The organism is Novosphingobium percolationis (genome assembly GCF_020179425.1).
In the GTDB taxonomy this organism is placed as follows: Bacteria; Pseudomonadota; Alphaproteobacteria; order Sphingomonadales; family Sphingomonadaceae; genus Novosphingobium; species Novosphingobium percolationis.
Window position 1 is genome coordinate 479,505 of sequence record NZ_JAILYM010000003.1, and the last position, 19,537, is coordinate 499,041.

Below are 19,537 nucleotides of genomic sequence, written 5' to 3' on the forward strand. Positions count from 1 at the left end.
GCAATCAAGATTTTCTATCCGGCCCTATGGTCAGGCCGAGAACCACAGGTGCGCCGCCGCGCTCAGCGCCACGATCGCCACCATCAGCGAGATGGCGGACAGGGGGCGCCAATTGATCAGGCTCACGCGGTCGAGGTCGGCCCGCCGCAGGTTGCGTCGGTCGCGCCAGCCCGCCAGCGCCGAGAGCGCCAAAAGGAAAACCCCGCCGCCAACGAGAAGCTGGAGCGGGGTGAGATCGTCGAACATCATGCGCTGGTGGCGGAGGGGCAGCCACGCCGCCCCTCCGCGCTGAAATCAGCGATTGTCGCGCTGCGCGAGCAGGCGCAGGCGCAGGGCATTGAGCTTGATGAACCCCGCCGCGTCCTTCTGGTCGTAGGCACCGGCATCGTCCTCGAACGTCACGTGGCGTTCCGAATAGAGGCTGTCTGCCGACTTGCGACCAACGACCGAAGCGCTGCCCTTGTAGAGCTTGACCCGCACGGTGCCGTTGACCCGCTCCTGCGAGTGGTCGATCGCGGCCTGCAACATCTCGCGCTCCGGGCTGAACCAGAAGCCATTGTAGATCAGCTCGGCATACTTGGGCATCAGCTCGTCCTTGAGGTGCGCGGCACCCCGGTCGAGCGTGATCGATTCGATGCCGCGATGCGCGCGGGCGTAGATTTCGCCGCCCGGCGTTTCGTACATGCCGCGGCTCTTCATACCCACGAAGCGGTTCTCGACAAGGTCGAGGCGACCGATGCCGTGCTTGCGGCCCAATTCGTTAAGCGCGGTCAGCAGCGTCGCGGGGCTCATCGCCTCGCCGTTCAGCGCAACGCCATCGCCCTTGGCGAAATCGATGGTGATGTATTCCGGGGCATCCGGCGCATCTTCCGGGTTGACCGTGCGCGAATAGACGTAGTCCGGCGTCTCTTCCCACGGATCTTCCAGCACCTTGCCCTCGGACGACGTGTGCAGCAGGTTCGCGTCGGTCGAGAACGGGCTTTCGCCCCGCTTGTCCTTGGGCACCGGGATCTGGTGCGCTTCGGCCCACGCGATCAGGGCGGTGCGGCTGGCGAGATCCCATTCGCGCCAAGGCGCGATCACCTTGATCGAGGGATCCAGCGCATAGGCCGACAGTTCGAAGCGGACCTGGTCGTTGCCCTTGCCGGTGGCGCCGTGCGCGACCGCGTCGGCCCCGGTTTCCTTCGCGATCTCGATAAGGCGCTTGGAGATTAGCGGGCGCGCGATCGATGTGCCGAGCAGGTAGTCGCCTTCGTAGCGGGCATTGGCGCGCATCATCGGGAAGACGAAGTCACGCACGAATTCTTCGCGCAGATCGTCGATGTAGATGTGCTCGGGCTTGACGCCCATCAGTTCGGCCTTGTGGCGCGCCGGCCCGAGTTCCTCGCCTTGGCCCAGATCGGCGGTGAAGGTCACCACTTCGCAGTTGTAAGTGACCTGCAGCCACTTGAGGATGACGGAGGTGTCGAGACCGCCGGAATAGGCAAGGACGACCCGCTTGATATCGGACATGGGCGACTCCCGTATGCGCGCCTGAATGAGATGCGGGCGCGCCTAACAGGCAGGGGGCAGGGGTGCAACCGGCGAAGGGATGCAAGCGCCCGACTGTCGCTACCCTCTTCGGCGCGGTCGTCGGCAAGGTACAGCCCCGGCCGTTTCCGACCGGGGGCTGCGCGTACTGGTGGTCCGGCCACAGCAAGGGCCGGTCGCTTCAGGGTCGGCGGGTCGGGAGGGTGGACTTCCCGACGGATAGCAGCTGCCCGGACTACCCACGCCCATGGCAACCCTCGCGAGCTATGGCCAATCCGCCTTTTGCGTTCACATAAGTGGCAGCAGGGCCGGCCTGGATACCATTGGGGGTGTTTGACTGGAGATCGCTGGAGATCGCCCGGCACGGCTGCCCGGTGCTAGAGATGGGCTGGAGAGATGCTGGAGATCGACCCCAGTTGGCTGGAGATCGGTTGGAGATCGCCGCCATCGCTGCTCACACCTTGGTCGAATTGCCCTGCAAGTGATTGAGCAAAATCCGCTATCTTCAGCGCCACAGAACAACCAAATTGGAGCCGTCGTTCCATAACGGCATCACTTCGTGCTGCGCTGCGGGGCGCAAGATGGCATTCCCTATGCGGGAGTTACGTATGCTCGATGAAGTCCACCGCCCTGTTGAAGACATCCGCCTGACCGCGCGCCAGGCCGATTGCGTCGCGCTCGTCGCGCAAGGGCTCAGTTCGAAGGAGATCGCGCGGGAACTTGGCATCGCGCCCTCCACGGTCGACAACCACATCGCCATTGCCATGCACCAGTATGGCTTCACCAATCGCAATGCGGTGGCGCGCTGGTATCGGGAAACCGTCGAATCGAAGCAGGGCCCGGACCCTCGTGCCAGCGCAACCGCTGCCGAGATTTCGCTTATCCGGCGCGAACTGCTCCTGGGGACGCCTCCTTTGGGAGGGATTCGAAACTCACTTTCGGTGAAGGAAAGGATTGTTTCGGTCGCGCAGGTATCAATCCTCTCGATAATGGCCACATCTGCGGCAGTCACATTTGTTCTTGGTTTGATCTTTCTGCTGAAGCTGCGTATGTGATTGTATAATCATGGACCTCACAGCGAAGACAGGAGGTTTTCCATGATCACCTTGCGTGAAGGTTCTACCCGCGTGGTCGCCGGCGATGCCCAGGAAATGGGCGGCATGATCGATCGCGCGCTGCTGCAGCAGATGCGGCTCGCCACCAGCTTCATCGAAGCCAGCCAGGAATCGAAGCTTGCCATGCCGATGACCCAGCCTGCGCTTCAGGCACTGGCCGAAGGGCTGAACTGTCTTGTCGAGGGGCGCGCGAAGGTTTCGCACTCGGTGCGCGAGATGACCCGCATCCTCAAGCATAGCAACCTCAGGGAGGTCGGTTTCGGTTGCCCTGGCGGGCTGTGGACGGCTTCGGCCAACGAGCCCGAAGCGCTGGCCTGCTGAGGAGTTTGTTCCCGCCGTGCTGACGCTCGCCGTCCTGATCCTGTTCTGGCTGATGTTGCTGGGCAACTTCGCCGTCGCCGCATTGTTCGGCACTAGGATCGAGCGGGCGTTCGCCACCATGCTTGTTGTCATCAGCATCGTGATGCTGGCGATCAGCGTGGTGGTGCCTCCACCCCTTTGGGCGCGGGCGGGAACGGCGTCGGACTGGGCGATCCTTGTGGTCGCCTGGTTCCTGGCGCTGCGATCGGACCGCTATTGGCCGATCTGGTTTGCCGCGATGCAGTCGCTTGCGATCATCACCAGCACCATGGCCGCGATGGTCACCGGCGTGCCGCACGTCGTGTTCTCGAACCTGGCTGCAGTCTGGGCCTTGCCCGCTCTGCTCGTCATGAGTGCCGGGACGCTCAGCGACTGGTCGGCGCGCCGACGTTCAACCTGATGACATTGCCCGCAGCGTCCGGCTGACCGGCGCGGATACGGGCTTCATCATCTCCAATATAGTCGCGCGTCAGCGGCAGAGCATCGCGGTCGCGCACGATCTGGAACTGGAAGTTGACCAGGTCGCCGTGTTCGAAGGCGGTCGCTGCCCCCGCCAGATAGAACAGCCACATCCGGTAGAAGCGCGCGTCGTACAATTCAACGATCCGCGCCTCCTGCGCCACGCAGCGGCGATACCATTCGCGCAGTGTCAGCGCATAGTGACGGCGAAGCACTTCGACGTCCGACACCATCAGCTTGTTCGGCTCGATCGCCTTCAGCGCCTCGCTCATCGACGGGATATAGCCGCCGGGGAAGATGTACTTGCGCGTGAAGCCGTCGGTGCCATTGGGTGGCCCGGCGCGGCCGATCGTGTGCAGCAGCATCACGCCGTCCTGGGCCAGCAGATCGTGGCATTTGGCGAAGAACGCGCGGTAGTTAGGGACGCCGACATGTTCGAACATGCCGACGGAAACGATACGGTCGAAGCGGCCTTCCTCGTCGCGGTAGTCGGTCAGCGCAAACGTCACCTTGTCGGCCAGGCCTTCGCGTTCCGACCAGGCCTTGGCATAGGCCAGCTGTTCGCGGCTGAGCGTGATGCCATGCACGTGCGCGCCCGTCAGCTTGTGCAACTGGATGGCTAGCCCGCCCCAGCCGCACCCGATGTCGAGCACGCGGTGGCCGGGGCGCAGCGCCAGCTTTGCGGCGATGTGCGCGATCTTGGCCTCTTGGGTCGCTTCCAGCGTGTCCGCAGACGCATCCCAATAGGCGCAGGAATACTGGCGTAGCGGATCGAGGAACAGTTCGTAGAGATCGTCGCCCAGATCATAGTGGTGCGCGACATTCCGGCGCGAGGCGACGCGCTGGTTGCGCTGGTCTACCATGAACGCGATCCGTTCCAGAACGCGCTTGACCGGGCCGGGATTGTCGAGATCGCCGCCGCGCTCCCACGGATTGTTGCGCCGGATGAAGCCGACGAAATCCATGATGTCGCCGCCTTCGATGCGCGCCCGGTCGTCCATGTAGGCTTCGGCAAAGCCCAGCGACGGATCGCGGGCGATGCTGCCGGGCACTTTGCCATCCATCAGTCGAAGGCCAAGGTCGGGCCAGCCAGGCTTCGCCTCGCCATAGTGGCGCACGCGGCCTGAACTTTCGGTGACGGTCAGCGTTCCCTGACGGATCAGGCGCTTGAGGGCCTGATCCAGCAACAGCATCGACATTGTATCACGACTCCCGTCATTCGCGCCCGCACAACGCACGAGGCCGACCCTGCGTTCCCGCAGGGCCGTACCATCGTTGCATTCGTCGTGCGGATCAACGGCAGCGCACGTTGCCGCGGTCGATTTCGCGACCCAACAGGCCGCCGCCAGCCGCGCCGAGGATCGTTCCCAGCGCACGATCACCACGGTTGTCGATCGTGCGGCCCAGCAGTGCGCCAACGCCTGCACCGATGATCAGGCCAGTCGTGCCATTGCTGCGGCGGCAGTAATAACGCCCGTCGTTGCCACGCCAGATGCGGTCGTTGCGGCTCAGGCGGCGCGGTTCGTAGTAGCGGCCATAGCGGTCGTAGGTGCCGCGATGGTAGGCCCGGTAATCCCGGCGATCGTCATCGCGATCGTGCGCGCGGCGACCATGGGCGGGGGCCCACGGCGGCGGGTCGGCAAGCGCTGGGGTCGCGGGAATGGCGACGGCCGCCAGGACGGCGGCAATTATCATCTTCTTCATGAGCAGGCTCCCTGCATGGTTCTGTAAATTCGGGTCGTGCCGAGGAACGGGAAGAGTGGGATTGCGATCCACAACGCCCGATGAACGCGCCGCCGGGACGGGTGTTCCGCGACAGGGCGTTTGCCCCAGGCGACAAGGCGTTGGTCGAAACCGCCTTGGCGGGGACAGAACGACACCTAGACTGACCAGAAACGCACCTGGAGGCACCATGGAACTGGATCTGCTCGATGTTTTTGCCCACGGATCGCTTTCGGGCAATCCGCTCGCGGTCGTGCGTGGGGGCGAGGGGCTGTCGGCGGACGCGATGCTGGCACTCACCCGCTGGCTCGGCTTTTCCGAAACCACTTTCCTGCTGCCGCCGACAGACGGCGGGGCGGACTATCGCGTGCGCATCTTCTACCCCGCCGGAGAGTTGCCGTTCGCGGGCCATCCGACGCTGGGGACCGCCCGGGCGTGGCTGGCGGCGGGCGGCGTGCCCAAGGTGCCGGGAACGATCGTGCAGGAATGCGGCATCGGGCTGGTGGAGGTGCGCGAGGACGGCGAACGGTTGGCGTTCCGCGCGCCGCCGCTGCGGGTGTCGGGACCGTTGAGCGAGGCGGAGCGGGCGGAAGCCATCGCGATTGCGGGCATCGATGCGGGCGAGGTGGTCGATGCGGTGCACGCAGACAACGGGCCTGGCTGGAAGTTGCTGATCCTGCGCGATGCCAAAGCGGTGCTGGCGGCGCAGCCCGTGGCGCGGGCGCCGGTGCCGACCGACGTGGGGCTGGTGGGGGCCTATCCGCCGGGGTCTGCACAGCAGTTCGAGGTGCGCGCCTTCTTTGCCGATGCCACAGGGCGGCTGGCCGAGGATCCCGTGACGGGCAGCCTTAACGCCGCAATCGCGCAGGCGATGGTGGCGCGGGGCGAGGTGGGCGCGGGTTATGTCGCGGGACAGGGGCGCCAGGTGGGCGCGGACGGGCGGGTGCACGTGGCCGTGGCCGATGACGGCGTGTGGATTGGCGGCAAGGCGGTGGTCGTGTCGCGCGGCGGGGTAGTCGCGTTGGACAATTGATTTTCCTACAAGTACCAATTTGGTTATCTGGTCGATTTCCCCGCAGGAGTCGACCCAGATGCCCAATCCCCCGATCCAGTTCCCCGCGACCTTCGCCGCGGTCAACGCCGTCGCTTTCTCCAACCCGGATAATTCGGCGCAAGTGGTGAGTACTGACGCGCCCCTGCCCGTTACGGTGACCAGTCTGGCGGGAACGCAGGCGATTTCCGCGGCGCAACTGCCCGCGAGCCTTGGCGCCAAGGCCGGGGCGGCGAGCCTGTCGGTCGTGCCCGCCAGCGACCTTGCCAACCTTGAACCCGCGGCGAGCGCGATCACCGGCACGACGCTGCCAACGGGCGGGAGCGGTCTGACCGGCTGGCTTTCGGCGATCTACAAGGTGTGCAACGAGGGCCCGGCCATCAGCGGCAGCGCGACGTCGGCGGCGACCGTGGTTTCGGCAAGCAACGTTACCTACATGGGCGGGACGTTCCAGGTGACGAGCGCGGGCACGACCTGCACGGTGACTTATGAACAGTCGAACGACGGAACCAACTGGGTTGCCCTGCCGGTGATCCCGGCCACGGCCGCCAACGCCGTGCCGGTGACCACGTCGACGGCCACGGGTCTCTATGCCTTCACCAGTGCGGCTGCGTACGTGCGCGCCCGGGTTTCCACCTACACCAGTGGAACGGTGACGGTGGTGCTGGTGCAGAAGCAGCAATCGAGCCCGAACACCGGCATCACGCTGGCAACCGGGGCGGCGACGATCGGTGCCGTGACGGTAAGCGGCACGGTCAACGCAACGACTGGATATACGGACAGCACGACCAACCTGGCGGCGGCTGCAACCTTTACCGGAACCGGGCGGGCGACCGGAAATACGCAGTACGGTTTTTTCAATGCCTGCGCCTATTCAGACCAGGCGGGCACGCTGTTCGTCGAACAATCGCTGGACACGGGGACAACCTATCAGCCGGTAGCGAGCCAGGCGGTGAGCGCGGGCAGCTCCGCGAACCTTTCCGTCCGTCTTTGCGGCGCACTGGGCACCGGCGTGCTGTATCGCGTGCGCTACCTCAACGGGGCGACGGCGCAGGCGACGTTCCGGCTTTCGAGCAGCTTTACCGCAAGTTGAAGCGGGCGGCGTTTGCGGGCCTGCCCTTTCCACCCCCTCCCGAATGCGGGAGGGGGAAAGGCATCAGCCCAGCGCGGCGAGCTTTTCTTCGGCGAGGCGATCGAGTTCGGCGCGGCTCTTCTTTTCCGCCGCCGTCTTCAGCTGGCCGCAGGCCGCGTCGATGTCGCGGCCGCGCGGCGTGCGGACCGGGGCCGAAATGCCCGCGTCGAACACGATTTCGGCGAAACGCTTGATCCGTTCCGGGCTGGAGCATTCGTAGGCCGCGCCGTCCCAGGGGTTGAACGGGATCAGGTTGACCTTGGCGGGCAGCTTGTACTGCTTGATCAGCCGGATCAGTTCGCGCGCATCATCGTCGCTGTCGTTCTTGTCCTTGAGCATAACGTATTCGAAGGTGATGCGGCGGGCGTTGGAGGCACCGGGGTAGTCGGCGCAGGCCTGCAACAGTTCCTCGATGCCGTACTTGCGGTTGATCGGCACGATCTCGTCGCGCACGTCCTTTGTCACGGCATGGAGCGAGACGGCGAGGTTGACGCCGATTTCCTCACCTGCGCGGGCCATCATCGGCACCACCCCACTGGTCGAAAGCGTGATGCGACGCTTGGACAGGGCGAGGCCTTCGCCATCCATCACCAGCTTGAGCGCATCGCGCACGTTGTCGAAATTGTAGAGCGGTTCGCCCATGCCCATCATCACGATGTTGGTGAGCAGGCGTCCATCGGGGGTATAGGCGCTGGCGGCTTCGGTATCGTCATCGTCGAAATCGAGCCCGGCCATGGTGCCGATCCTGGTGTCGCTGGCGCTCTTGGGCCATTCGCCCAGCGAATCGCGCGCGAGCATGACCTGCCCGACGATCTCGCCCGGTGTCAGGTTGCGCACGAGGCGCATCGTGCCGGTGTGGCAGAAGCGGCAGTTGAGTGTGCAGCCGACCTGGCTCGACACGCACAGGGTGCCGCGATCGGCGTCGGGGATGAACACCATTTCGAAGTCGTGCTTGTCCGCCGTGCGCAGCAACCATTTGCGGGTGCCGTCGGTGGAGACCTGCGCCTCCACGATCTCGGGACGACCGATCACGAAGCGTTCGGCGAGCCAGGGGCGCATTGTCTTGGCGATATCGGTCATCGCTTCGAATTCGGTGACGCCGCGATGGTAGAGCCAGTGGTACACCTGCTTGGCGCGCAGCTTGGCGGCCTTGGCATCGAGCCCGGCTTGCGCGAACAGTTCCACGATGCGCTGCTTGGGCAGGCCGATCAGATCGATGCGGCCATCTTCGCGCGGAGTGACGCCATCAACAAGGCCGGGGCGCGGCACGGCAACGGGATCGGTGTGGCCGGGGATCGGCATCAAAGGGGTGTGCATGGGCGGCATATAAGGATTTCACGCCTTCGGCGCAAATGCGCGCGCATTGGTCGCAGCCTGCATGCTGGGCAGATCGGGCAAGGCGGCCCATTTTGCGTGCGGTTTAATGCTATGTGACGGAAATGTCACAGGTTCTTGTTGTGTCAGGTTCATGAAACCGGGGCTCGCGCCGTCCGTTCGAAAGACCACTGCCAGTTGCAACGTTTCGCGCTGGCAGGGGAATTGAACGGAGTCTCTCATGAACAAGATCAGCGCCCTTCTCGCCGCGAGCGGCCTTGCCGTGATCGCTGCCCCCGCCTTCGCGCAGGATGACGCCGCGCCCGCCCGCAACTTCGAGGGCCCGCGCGTCGAAGGTCTGGTCGGCTACGACCACCACCGTTCGGGCAGCAGCGTGGATGCCGACACCACGCGCAACATCAAGCAGTCGATCGACGGCGTCGTCTATGGCGTGGGGATCGGCTATGACGTGGCCACCGGATCGCACATGACCGTTGGCGCCGAAGCCGAAGTCACCGACAGCAGCGCCGGCTGGGACAACAACAACGGCGTGCCCAACACCTTCAACCTCGGCCGGGTCGATGCGGGTCGCGACATCTATGTCGGCGCGCGCGTGGGCTATGCCGTGGCACCCAGCACGCTGGTCTACCTGAAGGGCGGCTACACCAATGCCCGTTACAATCTTCAGGGCACCGATGGCACCACCAACCTCAAGCAGCGGCTAGATACCGACGGCTGGCGTGCAGGCGCGGGCGTGGAGCAGAAGGTCGGCTCCAACGCCTATGTGAAGGCCGAGTACCGCTACTCGAACTATTCGAAGGGCGAATTCGACTTCAACGGCAACACGCCGGATTCGAGCCGCTTCAAGATCGATACCGATCGTCACCAGGTGATGGTGGGCGCGGGGCTGCGGTTCTGATCGCGGAACCTTCCCGCGCAGGCCGGGTTTGAACGCCTCTCCAAACACGGGCGGGCCGGGGGCGACCCCGGCCCGCCTTGTCGTGTCTGCCATGTTTGTATGTTGCTGAAATATCACATTTATTTGTTGTCTGTCGTTCAGGAAACTCATCGCTCGCGAAGGCATTCGGGAGGGGACTGCCGATCGGGTCGCCACCTTCCGGTCGTCGGCAGACGAAATGAAAACGGAGATTCCATCATGAAGAAGATCATCGTCGCGCTTGCCGCGGCTTCCGCCATCGCCATCGCCGCCCCCGCCTTTGCGCAGGATGCCACGACCACGGACGAGACTGTCTCGCCTGCCAAGAACTTCAGCGGCCTGAGCGTCAACACCGTGATCGGCTGGGATCACCTGCGTTCGGGCAGCACCAAGGACATCGACACCAATGCCGATATCAAGCAGTCGCTCAACGGCATCGTGTTCGGCGGCGGCGTGGGCTTCGACGTGCCGCTGGGCGACCGCCTGACGCTGGGTGCAGAGGCCGAGGCAACCACCAGCTCGGCCCGCTGGGACAACAACAACGGCGTGCCCAACACCTTCAACCTCGGCCGCGTGAAGGCCGAGCGCGACTTGTATGCGGGCGCGCGCCTGGGCTTTGCCATGTCGCCCAAGACGCTGCTCTACGTGAAGGGCGGCTACACCAACGCGCGCTTCGCGCTGGAAGGCAATGGCGGCGGCTTCTCGGCCAACCAGCGGCTCGACACCGATGGCTGGCGCGCGGGTGCGGGCATCGAACAGAAGGTGGGCAACCACGGCTTCGGCCGCATCGAGTACCGCTATTCGAACTACAACAAGGGCGAATTCGACTTCAACGGCGATACGCCCGACAGCAGCCGCTTCAAGCTCGACACCGACCGCCACCAGGTTGTGGCGAGCGTGGGCGTGCGCTTCTGACGCGGACCTTTCGTGAACGAGCGGCGGGCCGGGGGAAACCTCGGCCCGTTTCGCGTTTCAGCGCGCTGCGCAGGCGAGCGCGGCTGCGTCGAGCGCGGAGGGCAGCCCGGCAAGGCGCCAGACTTCGCGCGTTACCCTGCCGCCGGTGTCGCGCAAGCTGACGGTCAGGTCGCTGGCCGAGCGCATGGCAGCGACGATTGCGGCGTCGGCGCGGCGGTCCACGGCCCAAGCGCTGGCGCCGCCTGCGACGAGCGGAAAGGCCTGCCCGCCGAGCGAGAGCGTGACGCGTGCATCGGGCGGGGCGCGGCGGGGCAGGCGGATATGGATCTGCCCGCGCACGTCGCGCGTGGGCCAGGTGGCGACGGTGAAATAGGGTTCGAACTCGCGCACGCGGCCCGGAGCAGGGCGGGCGAGCGCGATGGCGTAGCAGCGCGGCACGCCGGGATCGCGGAAGGCGGCCCAATCGCCCCACACGCCCAGCGCATCGCGCGCGTGAGCGGCAGGCGCGACGAACATCAGCAGGACGGCGGCGAGCGCACGCTTCATCCTTCGATCAGGTCGAGATAGGCGACGACGTCGTTGTCGGTGGCGAGGTAGAGGCCGTCCTGAATGGCCTCGGGCTGGGCGGCGGCGATTTCCATGGCCTTGGCCAGCGGGCCATAGAACAGCGTTTCCGCCGAGCCGCCCTCGGGGCCGTCGCCGAGGTGGTAGAGGCGGACGGTGGCATCGGAATAAGTGGTGCGCATCAGCCTTGCGGCTCGTCGCGGCGGGCGCCGTCGAGCAGGCGGGCGGCGCGGGCGCGCTCTGCTTCTTCGAGCGTCCGTTCGCCGGCGGTGCGGCCGAACTTAGCGCGGTTGGCGGCAGCCTGCGCCTTGTCGCCAGCGCGAGCCTTGGCCTTGCGGGCGAGGCGCAGGTTGACGACTTCGCCCATCAAGCGTGCTCGGTGCCGCGCTCGGAGCCGAACAGCACGGTTTCGGCGCCGTTTTCCACCAGCGCGATCGAGCCTTGCAGCAGCGAGGGCGCGATCGGCACGCCGTGGTGGGCGTGGACGGGGTAGCCCGCCATGATCCCGCGCAGCACGCGGCTGGAGATGCCGTGCATGACGACCACGTGGTCGCGGCCATCATCGCCGGTGCGTTCGATCCAGCTTTGCAGGCGCGCGGCGATGGCCGGGTAGTCCTCACCATCCGGGGCGGGGCGCAGCAGGTGGTCCTCGATGACGATGGGGCCGTGCTCGGCCTCGACATCGTCGTAGGAACGTTCGCACCACGAGCCCATGTCGATCTCCTTCAGATCGTGGGTGCGGCTGGCCTCGAACCAGTCGATGCCCAGTTCCTCGGCCACCAAAGCGGCGGTCTGGAGCGCGCGGCCGGTTTCGGAGACGTGGAGCACGACCGGCGGGCGCTCGCCCAGTTCCGCGCGCAAGGCCTTGCCCATCGCGGTCGCCTGCTCGCAGCCGAGGCGCGTGAGCGGGGTGTGGATGTGGTTCGATTGCAGGCGGCGCGCGGCGTTGTAGACCGTTTCGCCGTGGCGCATGATGAAGAAGCGGGACGTCGTCATGGGCGCGGGTGATAGCGCGCCCCAACGACGAGCGCCATGGCTCAGTCGCAAGCGGACCAGTCACCCGCGCGGCAGGCTGCGACGGCGCGGCGCCAGTCGGCCATATCGCGTTCGTACTGTGCGCGGCGGCGTGCGTAGTCTTCGCGATCGTCGCGTCCTGCGTCCTCGCCGCGCCCTTCGCGATAGGCGCGCCAGCCTTCGGCATAGCGGGCGTCGCGTTCCTTCACTCGCGCGGCTTCGTCGAGGTTGAGCTTGCGGATGATTGCGCGATCCCGCTCGCGCGCGGCCTTGCTGCGCATGGCGGGATCGAGCGGATTGTCGGCATGGGCCACGGCAGGCACCATCATCGCCGCCAGCACGGCGCACCCCAGAAGTCGGACCCTCATGTTCTTATCCATCCCGTCGTGATTTCCTTCCGGATATCAAGCGGATGGATCGTAGCAAGACGGACTGCGGCGAACCGTTACGGCTCGTCGCGGCCGCGGCCCGCTTCGGCTCAGGCCGAGGGATAGGTGACGCCCACGATCTCCCATTCCTTCTCGCCGCCGGGCAGGCGGACCACGCGCAGGTCGCCGACGCGGGCGCCGCGCAGGGCGCGGGCGATGGGCGCGCTCCAGCCGATGCGGCCTGCGGTGGCGTCCTGTTCGTCGTCACCCACCAGGGTGAGCGTGCGGCGGTTGTCGTCCTCGTCGGCAATCTCGACCGTCGCGCCGAACAGCACGCGGGTGCGGTCTTCCTGGCGGGCCGGATCGACCACGCGCGCGGCCTTCATGCGGCGGGCGAGGTGCGCGAGTTCGCGGTCGATCTCGCGCATCCGCTTGCGCCCGTAGAGGTAGTCGCCGTTCTCGCTGCGGTCGCCGTTGCCCGCCGCCCAGCTGACGATCTCGACGATGGCGGGGCGCTCGGTGCCGAGCAGGTGGTCGTAGCGCGCGCGCAGCGCGGCTAGGCCGTGCGGGGTAATCGGGTTGCCATCGGGTTTCATGGGCCAGCCATAAGCCGGGCCGGTCGCCTGCGAAAGCCGGTGGGCGCGGTTGCGCTGTGGATGCCCCGCGATTAGGGGCCGCGCATCATTCCCTCCCGAAAGTGATTCCCATGGCCGATACCTTTACCCTGACCGTGACCGCCGATGAGCTGGAGATGCTGGTCGACGCCCTCGAGGCCGATCTCGAAGGCTATGTCGAAGCGGCCAAGGAAGCGCGTGGGTCGGGCGATGGCGGCGATGTCGAGATGTTCAAGGATGCCGCGCTCAACATCCAGAAGCTGCTGACGCGCCTGCAGGACATGCTGCCGGAATAATCGACGCTTCACCCCTCCCTGCTGCGGGAGGGGGCCGTCGGCAAGTGTCAGCCCGGCTGGTTCTTCCCGAGGAAATGACTGAGCGGATTGGGACCGCGATAGCTGGCGCGGTCCGGGTTCATCGCTTCATAGACTACCGCGTTTTCCAGCACGCGCTGGACGTAGTTGCGCGTTTCCGACAGCGGAATGCGCTCGATCCAGTCGACCCACGCGATCGAGCCGGTGCGCGGATCGCCATTGGCGCGCAGCCACTTGTTCACATTGCCCGCGCCTGCATTGTAGGCGGCGACGGCCAGCGGCCATGAGCCGCCGAAGTAGTTGAGCATCCGCTGGAAATAGGCGCTGCCCAATTGCAGGTTGTAGTTCGGGTCCTGCGTCAGCAGCGTGTTGTCGAAAGCGAGGCCGAGCTTGCCCGCCTGTTCGTTGGCGGTGCCGGGCATCAACTGCATCAGCCCGCGCGCGCCGGCATGGCTCAAGGCATTCTGCGCGAACTGGCTCTCCTGACGCGAGATCGCGTGAATGCCGGTCCAGCCGCTTTCATAGCCCGTCGGCACCGAAATCAGCGGGAAGGCGATATGCTGGAAATCGAGGTAGCCGCGCGCGCCCGCGGCCTGCCCGACGATCACGCCGAGATCGCGGCGACCGAGACTGCGCGCGAGTTCGGCGACGAGCATGTGCTGGCCTTCGGTCTGCTGCTGCTCGGCGATTTCCTTGAAGAAGCGGACGCTGGTGCGCCAGTCGGCTTCGCGGGCGACTTCGCGCACGGCCTGCGTGAGGGGGGCCGAGGTGAAGGCCATGCGCTCGGCCTGCGTGGGCTGCGCGGTGGAGTCCGTCGCGAAGCGCGGCACCGGCCGGCCCAGGCGTTCGAGCGCGAGCAGCCCGTAGAACTGGTCAGCATATTGCGCGGCGAGTTCGAAGTAGCGGTTGGCATCTGCCGTGCGGCCCGATTGGGCCATGGCGCGCCCGGCCCAGTAGAAGCCCTTGGACCGCGTGCCCGGCGTTCGCGCGGCGGCGCCATAGCGGTAGAACAGCGGCGCGGCCTGAACCCCATCGCCCATGTTCCACAGCGCCTGCGTCGCGCCCAGCCACATCAGCGAGGTGTAGTCGTCGCGCAGGCCATAGGCCAGCTGGCTGACATCCTCACCCGCATCGAAGGCATCGTCGATGCCAGCGGCGATGCGCGCAGCGGAACGGGCGTCGCCCGAAGTGGCGGCGCCGCGTGCATCGAGCAGCAGTTCCTCGACCCACTTTTCGCGATCGAGCGGCTTGCGCGACAGCAGCGGGCGGTTGGCGAGGAGGGCCTGCGCGGCGGATCCTTGCCCACTTTTCCGCAACTGGCGCGCGCGCTGGAAAATGAAGCCGGGATCGGCATTGAGCACCTGCGCCGGAACCCCCGCAGCAACAGCATAAGGATCAAGCCCCTGCAGCGCAGCGAGGCGTGCGGCATCGATGCCGCGCCGCGCGGGCGAGACCCACGGCAACTGTCGCTGGGCCTGGGCGGCGGCGCCCGCCCAGAGCAGGGCATCCATCCGCGCGTCGTGATCGTCCTGCGAGAAGCTGGTGCCGTAGCTGGCGAGCAGCGAGGCTTCGGCCATGTCGCTCATCGCGCCGCCGCGCCAGGCCGCACGGGCAACTTGCGCGGCCTGCGGGCGACCCAGCGCCTTGAGCGCCAGCGCATATTGCGCGCGGCCGGGGTTGGTCAGCGGCGGCTGGCGGTCGAAAAAGGCGACGAGCGTGGAGGCATCGGCAAAGTCGCGTTCCAGCGCGCCTTCGGCGTAGCGGCGGAGGCGTTCTTCTTCGGGAAAGCGCGGATTGGCGAGCACAAAGCCCGCGTAGTCATTGAACGAGAAGCGATTGGAACTGGTCAGCAGCTTCCAGCGGTCGATGGCCTGCGCCATCGGACCCTGCGCTTGCGCGACAAGCTGCGCGCGGGCGCGATCCCAGGCGCTGGCATCTACATCGCTGTCGCCATCGTTGGCGTGACAGGCGACGGAAACGGCAAGGCCCGGCAACACGGCGGCTCCGAGCAGCAGTTTTCGCAAGGCAGCTTTCACGTCCACGCTGGACATCCTATGGCACGCGTCCTTATCAGGCGCTGAATACGAGACCCCGTTGGCGGCTTGGCGCGGAAAAAGCGCCGCTGGTCCGATCATGCGGCAACTTGAAGGTGAAAGTCCATGTTTTCCGGCTCCATTCCGGCCCTGGTGACTCCTTTTCGCGACGGAGCGTTCGACGAGAAGGCTTTCCGCCGACTGGTCGACTGGCAGATCGAGAACGGTTCCTCCGCGCTGGTGCCCTGCGGCACGACGGGCGAGGCCTCGACGCTGTCGAATGCCGAACATCACCGCGTGATCGAAGTCTGCGTCGAGCAGGCGGCCGGCCGCGTGCCGGTGATCGCGGGCTGTGGCAGCAACGACACGATGAACGCGCTGCTGCACATGACCTTTTCGAAGAAGTGCGGCGCGCAGGCCGCGCTGTGTGTCGCGCCCTATTACAACCGGCCAAGCCAGGCCGGGATCATCGCGCACTTCAGCTATCTGGCCGAGCACATCGACCTGCCGATCGTGCTGTATAACGTGCCGGGCCGCACGGTGACCGACATCCTGCCCGAAACGGTGTGCGAGCTGGCCAAGCGCCATCCCGACCGGATCATCGGCATCAAGGACGCGAGCGGCGACCTTTCGCGCGTGACCGATCACCGGATGGGCATCGGCAAGCATTTCTGCCAGCTTTCGGGCGACGACGAACTGGCGCTGCCTGCCAATGCGGCGGGCGCGGTGGGCTGCATTTCGGTGACGGCGAACGTTGCGCCCAAGCTGTGCGCCGAGTTCCAGCAGGCCTGCGCCGACAACGACCTGGTCCGCGCGCGCGAACTGAACGACAAGCTCTATCCGCTGCACTACGCGATGTTCGAGGACGCTTCGCCGGGGCCGGTCAAGTACGCCCTTACCCGCGTGCACGACTGGCTGACCGAAGACCTGCGCCTGCCGATGGTGCCGTGCAACGATGCCGCGCGCAAGGCGGTCGATGCGGCGCTGGAGCATGCCGGACTGATCTGACCCGACATAACCGTCGCCGGAGAGGGGACCCTCCGGTGACGGCGATTACAGACGCAACGCGGTGCGCAAGGGGGGCGCGGCGATGAACGGCGGACGGTCCCGACAATTGCTGATCGGAGTCGGGCTTTGCCTGGTCCTGGGCGTTGCCTTCCTGGCGATGACTCCGCTTGGCGTGCCGCTTCCCGACGATGCCAACGCGGCGCAGGTCGTGATGATGCGGCTGCAGACATATGCCTTCGCGCTTTCCGGCGTGACCGGCTTTGCCACGCTGCTGACGGCGGTTGCGGCGGCCCGCTTTGCCAGCGATGCCGCGCACCAATCGCGGCGCAGCGCCGACCTTGCGCGCGAGGCGATGATTTCCAGCGAGCGCGCCTGGCTCCATGTCGATGTACGGCTGGCAGGGCCGCTCGTCCTCGATGCCGATGGCGGCGCTTCGCTGCGCGTCATGGTGTGCATGAAGAACATCGGCGCTTCGCCCGCGATCGCGGTCCATGCCAGCGCCACGCTGGTTGTCGATGCCGCCGCTGCGCCGCTTGCCTTGCGCGCTTTTGCCGCCCAGCTTCGGCGCCCCAATGAATTGCGCGGGCGCATGCTGCTGCCGCAGGACACGCACGACCGGGTGATCGAGCTGAAGCTGTCGGGGGCAGATCTGGCTGCCGCGCCGCGCCATCCCAAGTGGCGGCCCGCCGTGATCGGCGTGGCCACCTATCAGCTGACGCAGGACCGCAGCGTGCGCCAGACGGCGTTCAGCCACGCGATTTCGCGCGCGGGACCCGACGGGCAGGGGCGCTATCAGTTGCAGGTCGATCGCGCGCCCCCGCTGGAACAGACGCACCTCGACTGGGCGAACGGGGGCTTTGCCGACTGAGGTGCCCGGTCAGGTCATCGACCAGCCGTGGCTGGCGGTGAGCGACTGGCCGGTCAACGCATTGGACGGGAAGGCGGCGAAGAACAGCGCGAGTTCGGCGATGTCCTCGACCGTGGTGAATTCGCCGTCGACGGTCTGGCCGAGCATGACCTTGCGCACGACCTCCTCTTCGGAAATGCCCAATTCCTTCGCCTGCTCGGGGATCTGCTTGTCGACCAGCGGGGTGCGCACGAAGCCGGGGCAGATCACGTTCGAGCGCACGCCCTTGGGCCCGCCTTCCTTGGCGATCACGCGCGACAGGCCCATCAAGCCGTGCTTGGCGGTGACATAGGCGCTCTTGAGCGGGCTCGCTTCCTTGGAATGGACCGAGCCCATCAGGATGATCGAGCCCGACCCTTGCGCGTACATGTGCGGCAGCACGGCCTTGCTGGTGAGGAACGCGCCGTCGAGGTGGATCGCCAGCATCCGCTTCCAGTCGGCAAAGGCAAACTGTTCGACCGGGTTGACGATCTGGATGCCCGCGTTCGAGACGAGCACGTCGACCGCGCCCCACTTCGCCACCACGGTGGCGACGCCCGCTTCGACCTGTTCCTCGCTGCTGACGTCCATGGCGACGGCCAGTGCGACGTCGGGATGATCGGCGTTGATGGCATCGGCGGCGGCCTGCGCGGCTTCAAGCTTGAGATCGGCGATCGCGACGCGCGCGCCCGCCTGCGCATAGCGCTTCGCGATGGCGAGGCCGATGCCGCTGGCGGCGCCGGTGACGAGGCAGACCTTGGTGTCGAGTTTCATGCGGGCAGGCTCCGGTTGCAGGGAAGTCGAATCGGATTCGACTCTTGTGCGTTGCAGCAGGGATAGCCGCCGCGAAGGGGATTGAACAACCTTCGTCCCCGCCGCTTTTCTTTTGCACCCCCAGCCCCTACATGGCGGCGACCATGGCCCGTCCCACCCACACCGCCTTCGACAAGAAGAAGATCGTCGCCGAAAACCGTCGCGCACGATTCGATTACTACATCGAGGACGTGTACGAGGCGGGCATCTGCCTGACCGGCACCGAGGTGAAGTCCCTGCGCTTCGGCGAAGGCTCGATCGCGGAATCCTATGCCGAGGTGAAGGGCGGGGAAGTCTGGCTGATCAATTCCAACGTGCCAGAGTTCAGCCACGGCAACCGCTTCAACCACGAGCCCAAGCGCCCGCGCAAGCTGCTGCTCAAGGAGCGCGAGATCGCCAAGTTCCACGGCGCGGTCGAGCGCAAGGGCATGACGCTGGTGCCCTTGTCGATCTATTTCAACGGTCGGGGCCGGGCCAAGGTCGAACTGGCGCTGGCCAAGGGCAAGAACGCCGCCGACAAGCGCTCGACGATGAAGGAACGCGACTGGCAGCGCGACAAGGCCAGAATTATGCGCGAGCACGGGTGATCGCGATGTCGGCTGTGCGGTTCTTCACCTGCGGGAAAGGCGCTTATCTCTAGGGTGGCGCAATCGTCCCGTGGCGGGACGACCGCATCTGGGGTAAGTGTCCGGGACACGATGCAGACGAGAATCGCCAACTGGGCCAGGGCGAACATGCCCACCCGCGAACAGATGGAGCGCAACCGCTTCTCGGCCCCGCTTGCCGCGCGGCACGAGTTGTGGCGCTTCACACGCCGTTCGGTGCCGCGCGGGGTGGCAGTCGGGCTGTTCATCGGTATCTTCGCGATGATTCCGGGCATCCAGATCGTGGGCGCGGCGGTGATGTGCCTGCCGTTTCGCGGCAACATCCCGATGGCTGCGCTGATGACGTTCATCTCGATTCCGCCGACCACGCTGTTCGTGTTCCTGCCCGGCGCGATCTGGGTGGGCAACAAGTTCGGCTTCCACGCCGACCTTTCCACCGTGACGACGCTGGTGTCGAAGGGCGCCGGGGTGGGCGAATGGCTCGGCTGGCTGGGCTCGGACGCGGCGCCGTCGCTGGTGCTGGGGCTGGGCGTGATCTCGCTGGCTTCGGCAGTGCTCGGCTATGTCGTGTCGGCGGTCGGCTGGCGCTGGTGGACCGCGCGCAAGCGGCGCACGCGCTTGCTGCGCATGGCTGCGCGGGATTTTCCCGAGTGAGTTTGGCCCAAGTGAGTCCGGCCCCGGCAAAGCCGAGCCTGGCGCACCGCGATGAAGATGCGGCCTTTGTCGGCCTGCCAGGAGTCGACCTTTCCGCCGCCGATGCCCGCACCCGCATCCCGCTGAAGG

Annotated in this window: 26 protein-coding genes; 12 read left to right on the forward strand and 14 right to left on the reverse strand. The window is 66.2% G+C overall.

The features are described 5' to 3' along the window. Positions 1 to 30: 30 nt before the first annotated feature. The 3 genes from K3A84_RS10785 to K3A84_RS10795 all read right to left on the reverse strand — a co-directional run bounded on the left by K3A84_RS10785 (position 31) and on the right by K3A84_RS10795 (position 2,075). Positions 31 to 249, reverse strand: coding sequence for a hypothetical protein (locus tag K3A84_RS10785; protein ID WP_225009338.1), 219 nt, complete (start codon positions 247 to 249; stop codon positions 31 to 33). 45 nt (positions 250 to 294) lie between these two features. Next, positions 295 to 1,512, reverse strand: a complete 1,218-nt coding sequence (locus K3A84_RS10790) for an argininosuccinate synthase (protein WP_225009339.1) — start codon at positions 1,510 to 1,512, stop codon at positions 295 to 297. A 395-nt stretch (positions 1,513 to 1,907) separates the two neighbouring features. Then, complete coding sequence (locus tag K3A84_RS10795) at positions 1,908 to 2,075, reverse strand: hypothetical protein (RefSeq protein WP_225009340.1); 168 nt, start codon at positions 2,073 to 2,075, stop codon at positions 1,908 to 1,910. A gap of 63 nt (positions 2,076 to 2,138) precedes the next feature. Between K3A84_RS10795 and K3A84_RS10800 the strand changes: the two genes are divergently transcribed. Genes K3A84_RS10800 through K3A84_RS10810 form a run of 3 tightly spaced genes read left to right on the forward strand, consistent with a single transcriptional unit; the run spans position 2,139 to position 3,405 of the window. Next, the gene (locus K3A84_RS10800; protein ID WP_225009341.1) at positions 2,139 to 2,585 is read left to right on the forward strand and encodes a response regulator transcription factor; all 447 of its coding nucleotides are present in this window, start codon (positions 2,139 to 2,141) and stop codon (positions 2,583 to 2,585) included. A 42-nt stretch (positions 2,586 to 2,627) separates the two neighbouring features. Beyond that, complete coding sequence (locus tag K3A84_RS10805) at positions 2,628 to 2,966, forward strand: hypothetical protein (RefSeq protein WP_225009342.1); 339 nt, start codon at positions 2,628 to 2,630, stop codon at positions 2,964 to 2,966. 16 nt (positions 2,967 to 2,982) lie between these two features. Continuing rightward, positions 2,983 to 3,405 (forward strand): hypothetical protein, encoded by a 423-nt coding sequence (locus tag K3A84_RS10810; RefSeq protein ID WP_225009343.1) that lies wholly within the window; start codon positions 2,983 to 2,985, stop codon positions 3,403 to 3,405. On the opposite strand, the gene K3A84_RS10815 is transcribed toward K3A84_RS10810, so the two are convergent. After that, the gene (locus K3A84_RS10815; protein WP_225009444.1) at positions 3,371 to 4,657 is read right to left on the reverse strand and encodes an SAM-dependent methyltransferase; all 1,287 of its coding nucleotides are present in this window, start codon (positions 4,655 to 4,657) and stop codon (positions 3,371 to 3,373) included. The genes K3A84_RS10810 and K3A84_RS10815 overlap by 35 nt on opposite strands. A gap of 100 nt (positions 4,658 to 4,757) precedes the next feature. Further along, positions 4,758 to 5,168 (reverse strand): glycine zipper 2TM domain-containing protein, encoded by a 411-nt coding sequence (locus K3A84_RS10820; RefSeq protein ID WP_225009344.1) that lies wholly within the window; start codon positions 5,166 to 5,168, stop codon positions 4,758 to 4,760. Between the two features lie 208 nt (positions 5,169 to 5,376). Here K3A84_RS10820 and K3A84_RS10825 point away from each other — a divergent pair, with 208 nt between their 5' ends. Further along, positions 5,377 to 6,219 carry a PhzF family phenazine biosynthesis protein gene (locus K3A84_RS10825; RefSeq protein ID WP_225009345.1) on the forward strand — a complete coding sequence of 281 codons (843 nt, stop codon included), beginning with the start codon at positions 5,377 to 5,379 and terminating at the stop codon, positions 6,217 to 6,219. Between the two features lie 58 nt (positions 6,220 to 6,277). Continuing rightward, positions 6,278 to 7,330: a hypothetical protein gene (locus K3A84_RS10830; RefSeq protein ID WP_225009346.1), complete on the forward strand. Its 1,053-nt coding sequence runs from the start codon at positions 6,278 to 6,280 to the stop codon at positions 7,328 to 7,330. A 63-nt stretch (positions 7,331 to 7,393) separates the two neighbouring features. On the opposite strand, the gene rlmN is transcribed toward K3A84_RS10830, so the two are convergent. Beyond that, entirely contained in the window at positions 7,394 to 8,686 is a 1,293-nt protein-coding gene (gene rlmN, locus K3A84_RS10835) for a 23S rRNA (adenine(2503)-C(2))-methyltransferase RlmN (protein ID WP_404823140.1), read from the reverse strand. 238 nt (positions 8,687 to 8,924) lie between these two features. On the opposite strand from rlmN, the gene K3A84_RS10840 reads away from it, so the two are divergent. Both K3A84_RS10840 and K3A84_RS10845 read left to right on the forward strand, forming a co-directional pair. Further along, on the forward strand, positions 8,925 to 9,602 hold the full coding sequence (locus tag K3A84_RS10840) for an outer membrane protein (protein WP_225009348.1): 678 nt from the start codon (positions 8,925 to 8,927) through the stop codon (positions 9,600 to 9,602). Positions 9,603 to 9,839: 237 nt separating this feature from the next. Next, a complete protein-coding gene (locus K3A84_RS10845; RefSeq protein ID WP_225009349.1) occupies positions 9,840 to 10,535 on the forward strand; it encodes an outer membrane protein in 696 nt (231 codons plus the stop codon). Between the two features lie 57 nt (positions 10,536 to 10,592). On the opposite strand, the gene K3A84_RS10850 is transcribed toward K3A84_RS10845, so the two are convergent. The 6 genes from K3A84_RS10850 to K3A84_RS10875 form a co-directional block, all read right to left on the reverse strand. Beyond that, positions 10,593 to 11,081 carry a hypothetical protein gene (locus tag K3A84_RS10850; protein ID WP_225009350.1) on the reverse strand — a complete coding sequence of 163 codons (489 nt, stop codon included), beginning with the start codon at positions 11,079 to 11,081 and terminating at the stop codon, positions 10,593 to 10,595. Further along, a complete protein-coding gene (locus tag K3A84_RS10855; RefSeq protein WP_225009351.1) occupies positions 11,078 to 11,281 on the reverse strand; it encodes a hypothetical protein in 204 nt (67 codons plus the stop codon). The genes K3A84_RS10850 and K3A84_RS10855 overlap by 4 nt, the downstream gene beginning before the upstream one ends. Next, complete coding sequence (locus K3A84_RS10860; protein WP_225009352.1) at positions 11,281 to 11,466, reverse strand: DUF4169 family protein; 186 nt, start codon at positions 11,464 to 11,466, stop codon at positions 11,281 to 11,283. The genes K3A84_RS10855 and K3A84_RS10860 overlap by 1 nt, the downstream gene beginning before the upstream one ends. Continuing rightward, positions 11,466 to 12,095, reverse strand: a complete 630-nt coding sequence (locus K3A84_RS10865; RefSeq protein WP_225009353.1) for a histidine phosphatase family protein — start codon at positions 12,093 to 12,095, stop codon at positions 11,466 to 11,468. The genes K3A84_RS10860 and K3A84_RS10865 overlap by 1 nt, the downstream gene beginning before the upstream one ends. 41 nt (positions 12,096 to 12,136) lie before the next feature. After that, entirely contained in the window at positions 12,137 to 12,481 is a 345-nt protein-coding gene (locus tag K3A84_RS10870; RefSeq protein WP_225009354.1) for a hypothetical protein, read from the reverse strand. A 110-nt stretch (positions 12,482 to 12,591) separates the two neighbouring features. Next, positions 12,592 to 13,077: a GreA/GreB family elongation factor gene (locus K3A84_RS10875; protein ID WP_225009355.1), complete on the reverse strand. Its 486-nt coding sequence runs from the start codon at positions 13,075 to 13,077 to the stop codon at positions 12,592 to 12,594. A gap of 110 nt (positions 13,078 to 13,187) precedes the next feature. On the opposite strand from K3A84_RS10875, the gene K3A84_RS10880 reads away from it, so the two are divergent. Beyond that, positions 13,188 to 13,391 carry a hypothetical protein gene (locus K3A84_RS10880; RefSeq protein WP_225009356.1) on the forward strand — a complete coding sequence of 68 codons (204 nt, stop codon included), beginning with the start codon at positions 13,188 to 13,190 and terminating at the stop codon, positions 13,389 to 13,391. A gap of 47 nt (positions 13,392 to 13,438) precedes the next feature. Here the strand turns inward: K3A84_RS10880 and K3A84_RS10885 are convergent, their stop codons facing one another. After that, positions 13,439 to 15,460, reverse strand: a complete 2,022-nt coding sequence (locus K3A84_RS10885) for a lytic transglycosylase domain-containing protein (RefSeq protein WP_225009357.1) — start codon at positions 15,458 to 15,460, stop codon at positions 13,439 to 13,441. A 108-nt stretch (positions 15,461 to 15,568) separates the two neighbouring features. Between K3A84_RS10885 and dapA the strand changes: the two genes are divergently transcribed. Then, positions 15,569 to 16,450: a 4-hydroxy-tetrahydrodipicolinate synthase gene (gene dapA, locus K3A84_RS10890; RefSeq protein WP_225009358.1), complete on the forward strand. Its 882-nt coding sequence runs from the start codon at positions 15,569 to 15,571 to the stop codon at positions 16,448 to 16,450. A 157-nt stretch (positions 16,451 to 16,607) separates the two neighbouring features. Further along, positions 16,608 to 17,318, forward strand: a complete 711-nt coding sequence (locus K3A84_RS10895; protein WP_225009359.1) for a hypothetical protein — start codon at positions 16,608 to 16,610, stop codon at positions 17,316 to 17,318. A 9-nt stretch (positions 17,319 to 17,327) separates the two neighbouring features. Here the strand turns inward: K3A84_RS10895 and K3A84_RS10900 are convergent, their stop codons facing one another. Then, on the reverse strand, positions 17,328 to 18,110 hold the full coding sequence (locus K3A84_RS10900; protein ID WP_225009360.1) for a 3-hydroxybutyrate dehydrogenase: 783 nt from the start codon (positions 18,108 to 18,110) through the stop codon (positions 17,328 to 17,330). A 143-nt stretch (positions 18,111 to 18,253) separates the two neighbouring features. On the opposite strand from K3A84_RS10900, the gene smpB reads away from it, so the two are divergent. Both smpB and K3A84_RS10910 read left to right on the forward strand, forming a co-directional pair. After that, positions 18,254 to 18,736: an SsrA-binding protein SmpB gene (gene smpB / locus K3A84_RS10905; RefSeq protein ID WP_225009361.1), complete on the forward strand. Its 483-nt coding sequence runs from the start codon at positions 18,254 to 18,256 to the stop codon at positions 18,734 to 18,736. A gap of 111 nt (positions 18,737 to 18,847) precedes the next feature. Continuing rightward, positions 18,848 to 19,408, forward strand: a complete 561-nt coding sequence (locus K3A84_RS10910) for a DUF2062 domain-containing protein (RefSeq protein ID WP_404823141.1) — start codon at positions 18,848 to 18,850, stop codon at positions 19,406 to 19,408. Positions 19,409 to 19,537 lie beyond the last annotated feature (129 nt).

Excerpts from the sequence above, each read along its gene's own strand:
- K3A84_RS10785 (WP_225009338.1), bottom strand. The coding sequence starts at position 249 with ATGATGTTCGACGATCTCACCCCGCTCCAGCTTCTCGTTGGCGGCGGG.
- K3A84_RS10790 (WP_225009339.1), bottom strand. The coding sequence starts at position 1,512 with ATGTCCGATATCAAGCGGGTCGTCCTTGCCTATTCCGGCGGTCTCGAC.
- K3A84_RS10795 (WP_225009340.1), bottom strand. The coding sequence starts at position 2,075 with ATGGAACGACGGCTCCAATTTGGTTGTTCTGTGGCGCTGAAGATAGCG.
- K3A84_RS10800 (WP_225009341.1), top strand. The coding sequence starts at position 2,139 with ATGCTCGATGAAGTCCACCGCCCTGTTGAAGACATCCGCCTGACCGCG.
- K3A84_RS10805 (WP_225009342.1), top strand. The coding sequence starts at position 2,628 with ATGATCACCTTGCGTGAAGGTTCTACCCGCGTGGTCGCCGGCGATGCC.
- K3A84_RS10815 (WP_225009444.1), bottom strand. The coding sequence starts at position 4,657 with ATGCTGTTGCTGGATCAGGCCCTCAAGCGCCTGATCCGTCAGGGAACG.
- K3A84_RS10820 (WP_225009344.1), bottom strand. The coding sequence starts at position 5,168 with ATGAAGAAGATGATAATTGCCGCCGTCCTGGCGGCCGTCGCCATTCCC.
- K3A84_RS10825 (WP_225009345.1), top strand. The coding sequence starts at position 5,377 with ATGGAACTGGATCTGCTCGATGTTTTTGCCCACGGATCGCTTTCGGGC.
- K3A84_RS10830 (WP_225009346.1), top strand. The coding sequence starts at position 6,278 with ATGCCCAATCCCCCGATCCAGTTCCCCGCGACCTTCGCCGCGGTCAAC.
- rlmN (WP_404823140.1), bottom strand. The coding sequence starts at position 8,686 with ATGCACACCCCTTTGATGCCGATCCCCGGCCACACCGATCCCGTTGCC.
- K3A84_RS10840 (WP_225009348.1), top strand. The coding sequence starts at position 8,925 with ATGAACAAGATCAGCGCCCTTCTCGCCGCGAGCGGCCTTGCCGTGATC.
- K3A84_RS10845 (WP_225009349.1), top strand. The coding sequence starts at position 9,840 with ATGAAGAAGATCATCGTCGCGCTTGCCGCGGCTTCCGCCATCGCCATC.
- K3A84_RS10850 (WP_225009350.1), bottom strand. The coding sequence starts at position 11,081 with ATGAAGCGTGCGCTCGCCGCCGTCCTGCTGATGTTCGTCGCGCCTGCC.
- K3A84_RS10855 (WP_225009351.1), bottom strand. The coding sequence starts at position 11,281 with ATGCGCACCACTTATTCCGATGCCACCGTCCGCCTCTACCACCTCGGC.
- K3A84_RS10860 (WP_225009352.1), bottom strand. The coding sequence starts at position 11,466 with ATGGGCGAAGTCGTCAACCTGCGCCTCGCCCGCAAGGCCAAGGCTCGC.
- K3A84_RS10865 (WP_225009353.1), bottom strand. The coding sequence starts at position 12,095 with ATGACGACGTCCCGCTTCTTCATCATGCGCCACGGCGAAACGGTCTAC.
- K3A84_RS10870 (WP_225009354.1), bottom strand. The coding sequence starts at position 12,481 with ATGAGGGTCCGACTTCTGGGGTGCGCCGTGCTGGCGGCGATGATGGTG.
- K3A84_RS10875 (WP_225009355.1), bottom strand. The coding sequence starts at position 13,077 with ATGAAACCCGATGGCAACCCGATTACCCCGCACGGCCTAGCCGCGCTG.
- K3A84_RS10880 (WP_225009356.1), top strand. The coding sequence starts at position 13,188 with ATGGCCGATACCTTTACCCTGACCGTGACCGCCGATGAGCTGGAGATG.
- K3A84_RS10885 (WP_225009357.1), bottom strand. The coding sequence starts at position 15,460 with ATGTCCAGCGTGGACGTGAAAGCTGCCTTGCGAAAACTGCTGCTCGGA.
- dapA (WP_225009358.1), top strand. The coding sequence starts at position 15,569 with ATGTTTTCCGGCTCCATTCCGGCCCTGGTGACTCCTTTTCGCGACGGA.
- K3A84_RS10895 (WP_225009359.1), top strand. The coding sequence starts at position 16,608 with ATGACTCCGCTTGGCGTGCCGCTTCCCGACGATGCCAACGCGGCGCAG.
- K3A84_RS10900 (WP_225009360.1), bottom strand. The coding sequence starts at position 18,110 with ATGAAACTCGACACCAAGGTCTGCCTCGTCACCGGCGCCGCCAGCGGC.
- smpB (WP_225009361.1), top strand. The coding sequence starts at position 18,254 with ATGGCCCGTCCCACCCACACCGCCTTCGACAAGAAGAAGATCGTCGCC.
- K3A84_RS10910 (WP_404823141.1), top strand. The coding sequence starts at position 18,848 with ATGCAGACGAGAATCGCCAACTGGGCCAGGGCGAACATGCCCACCCGC.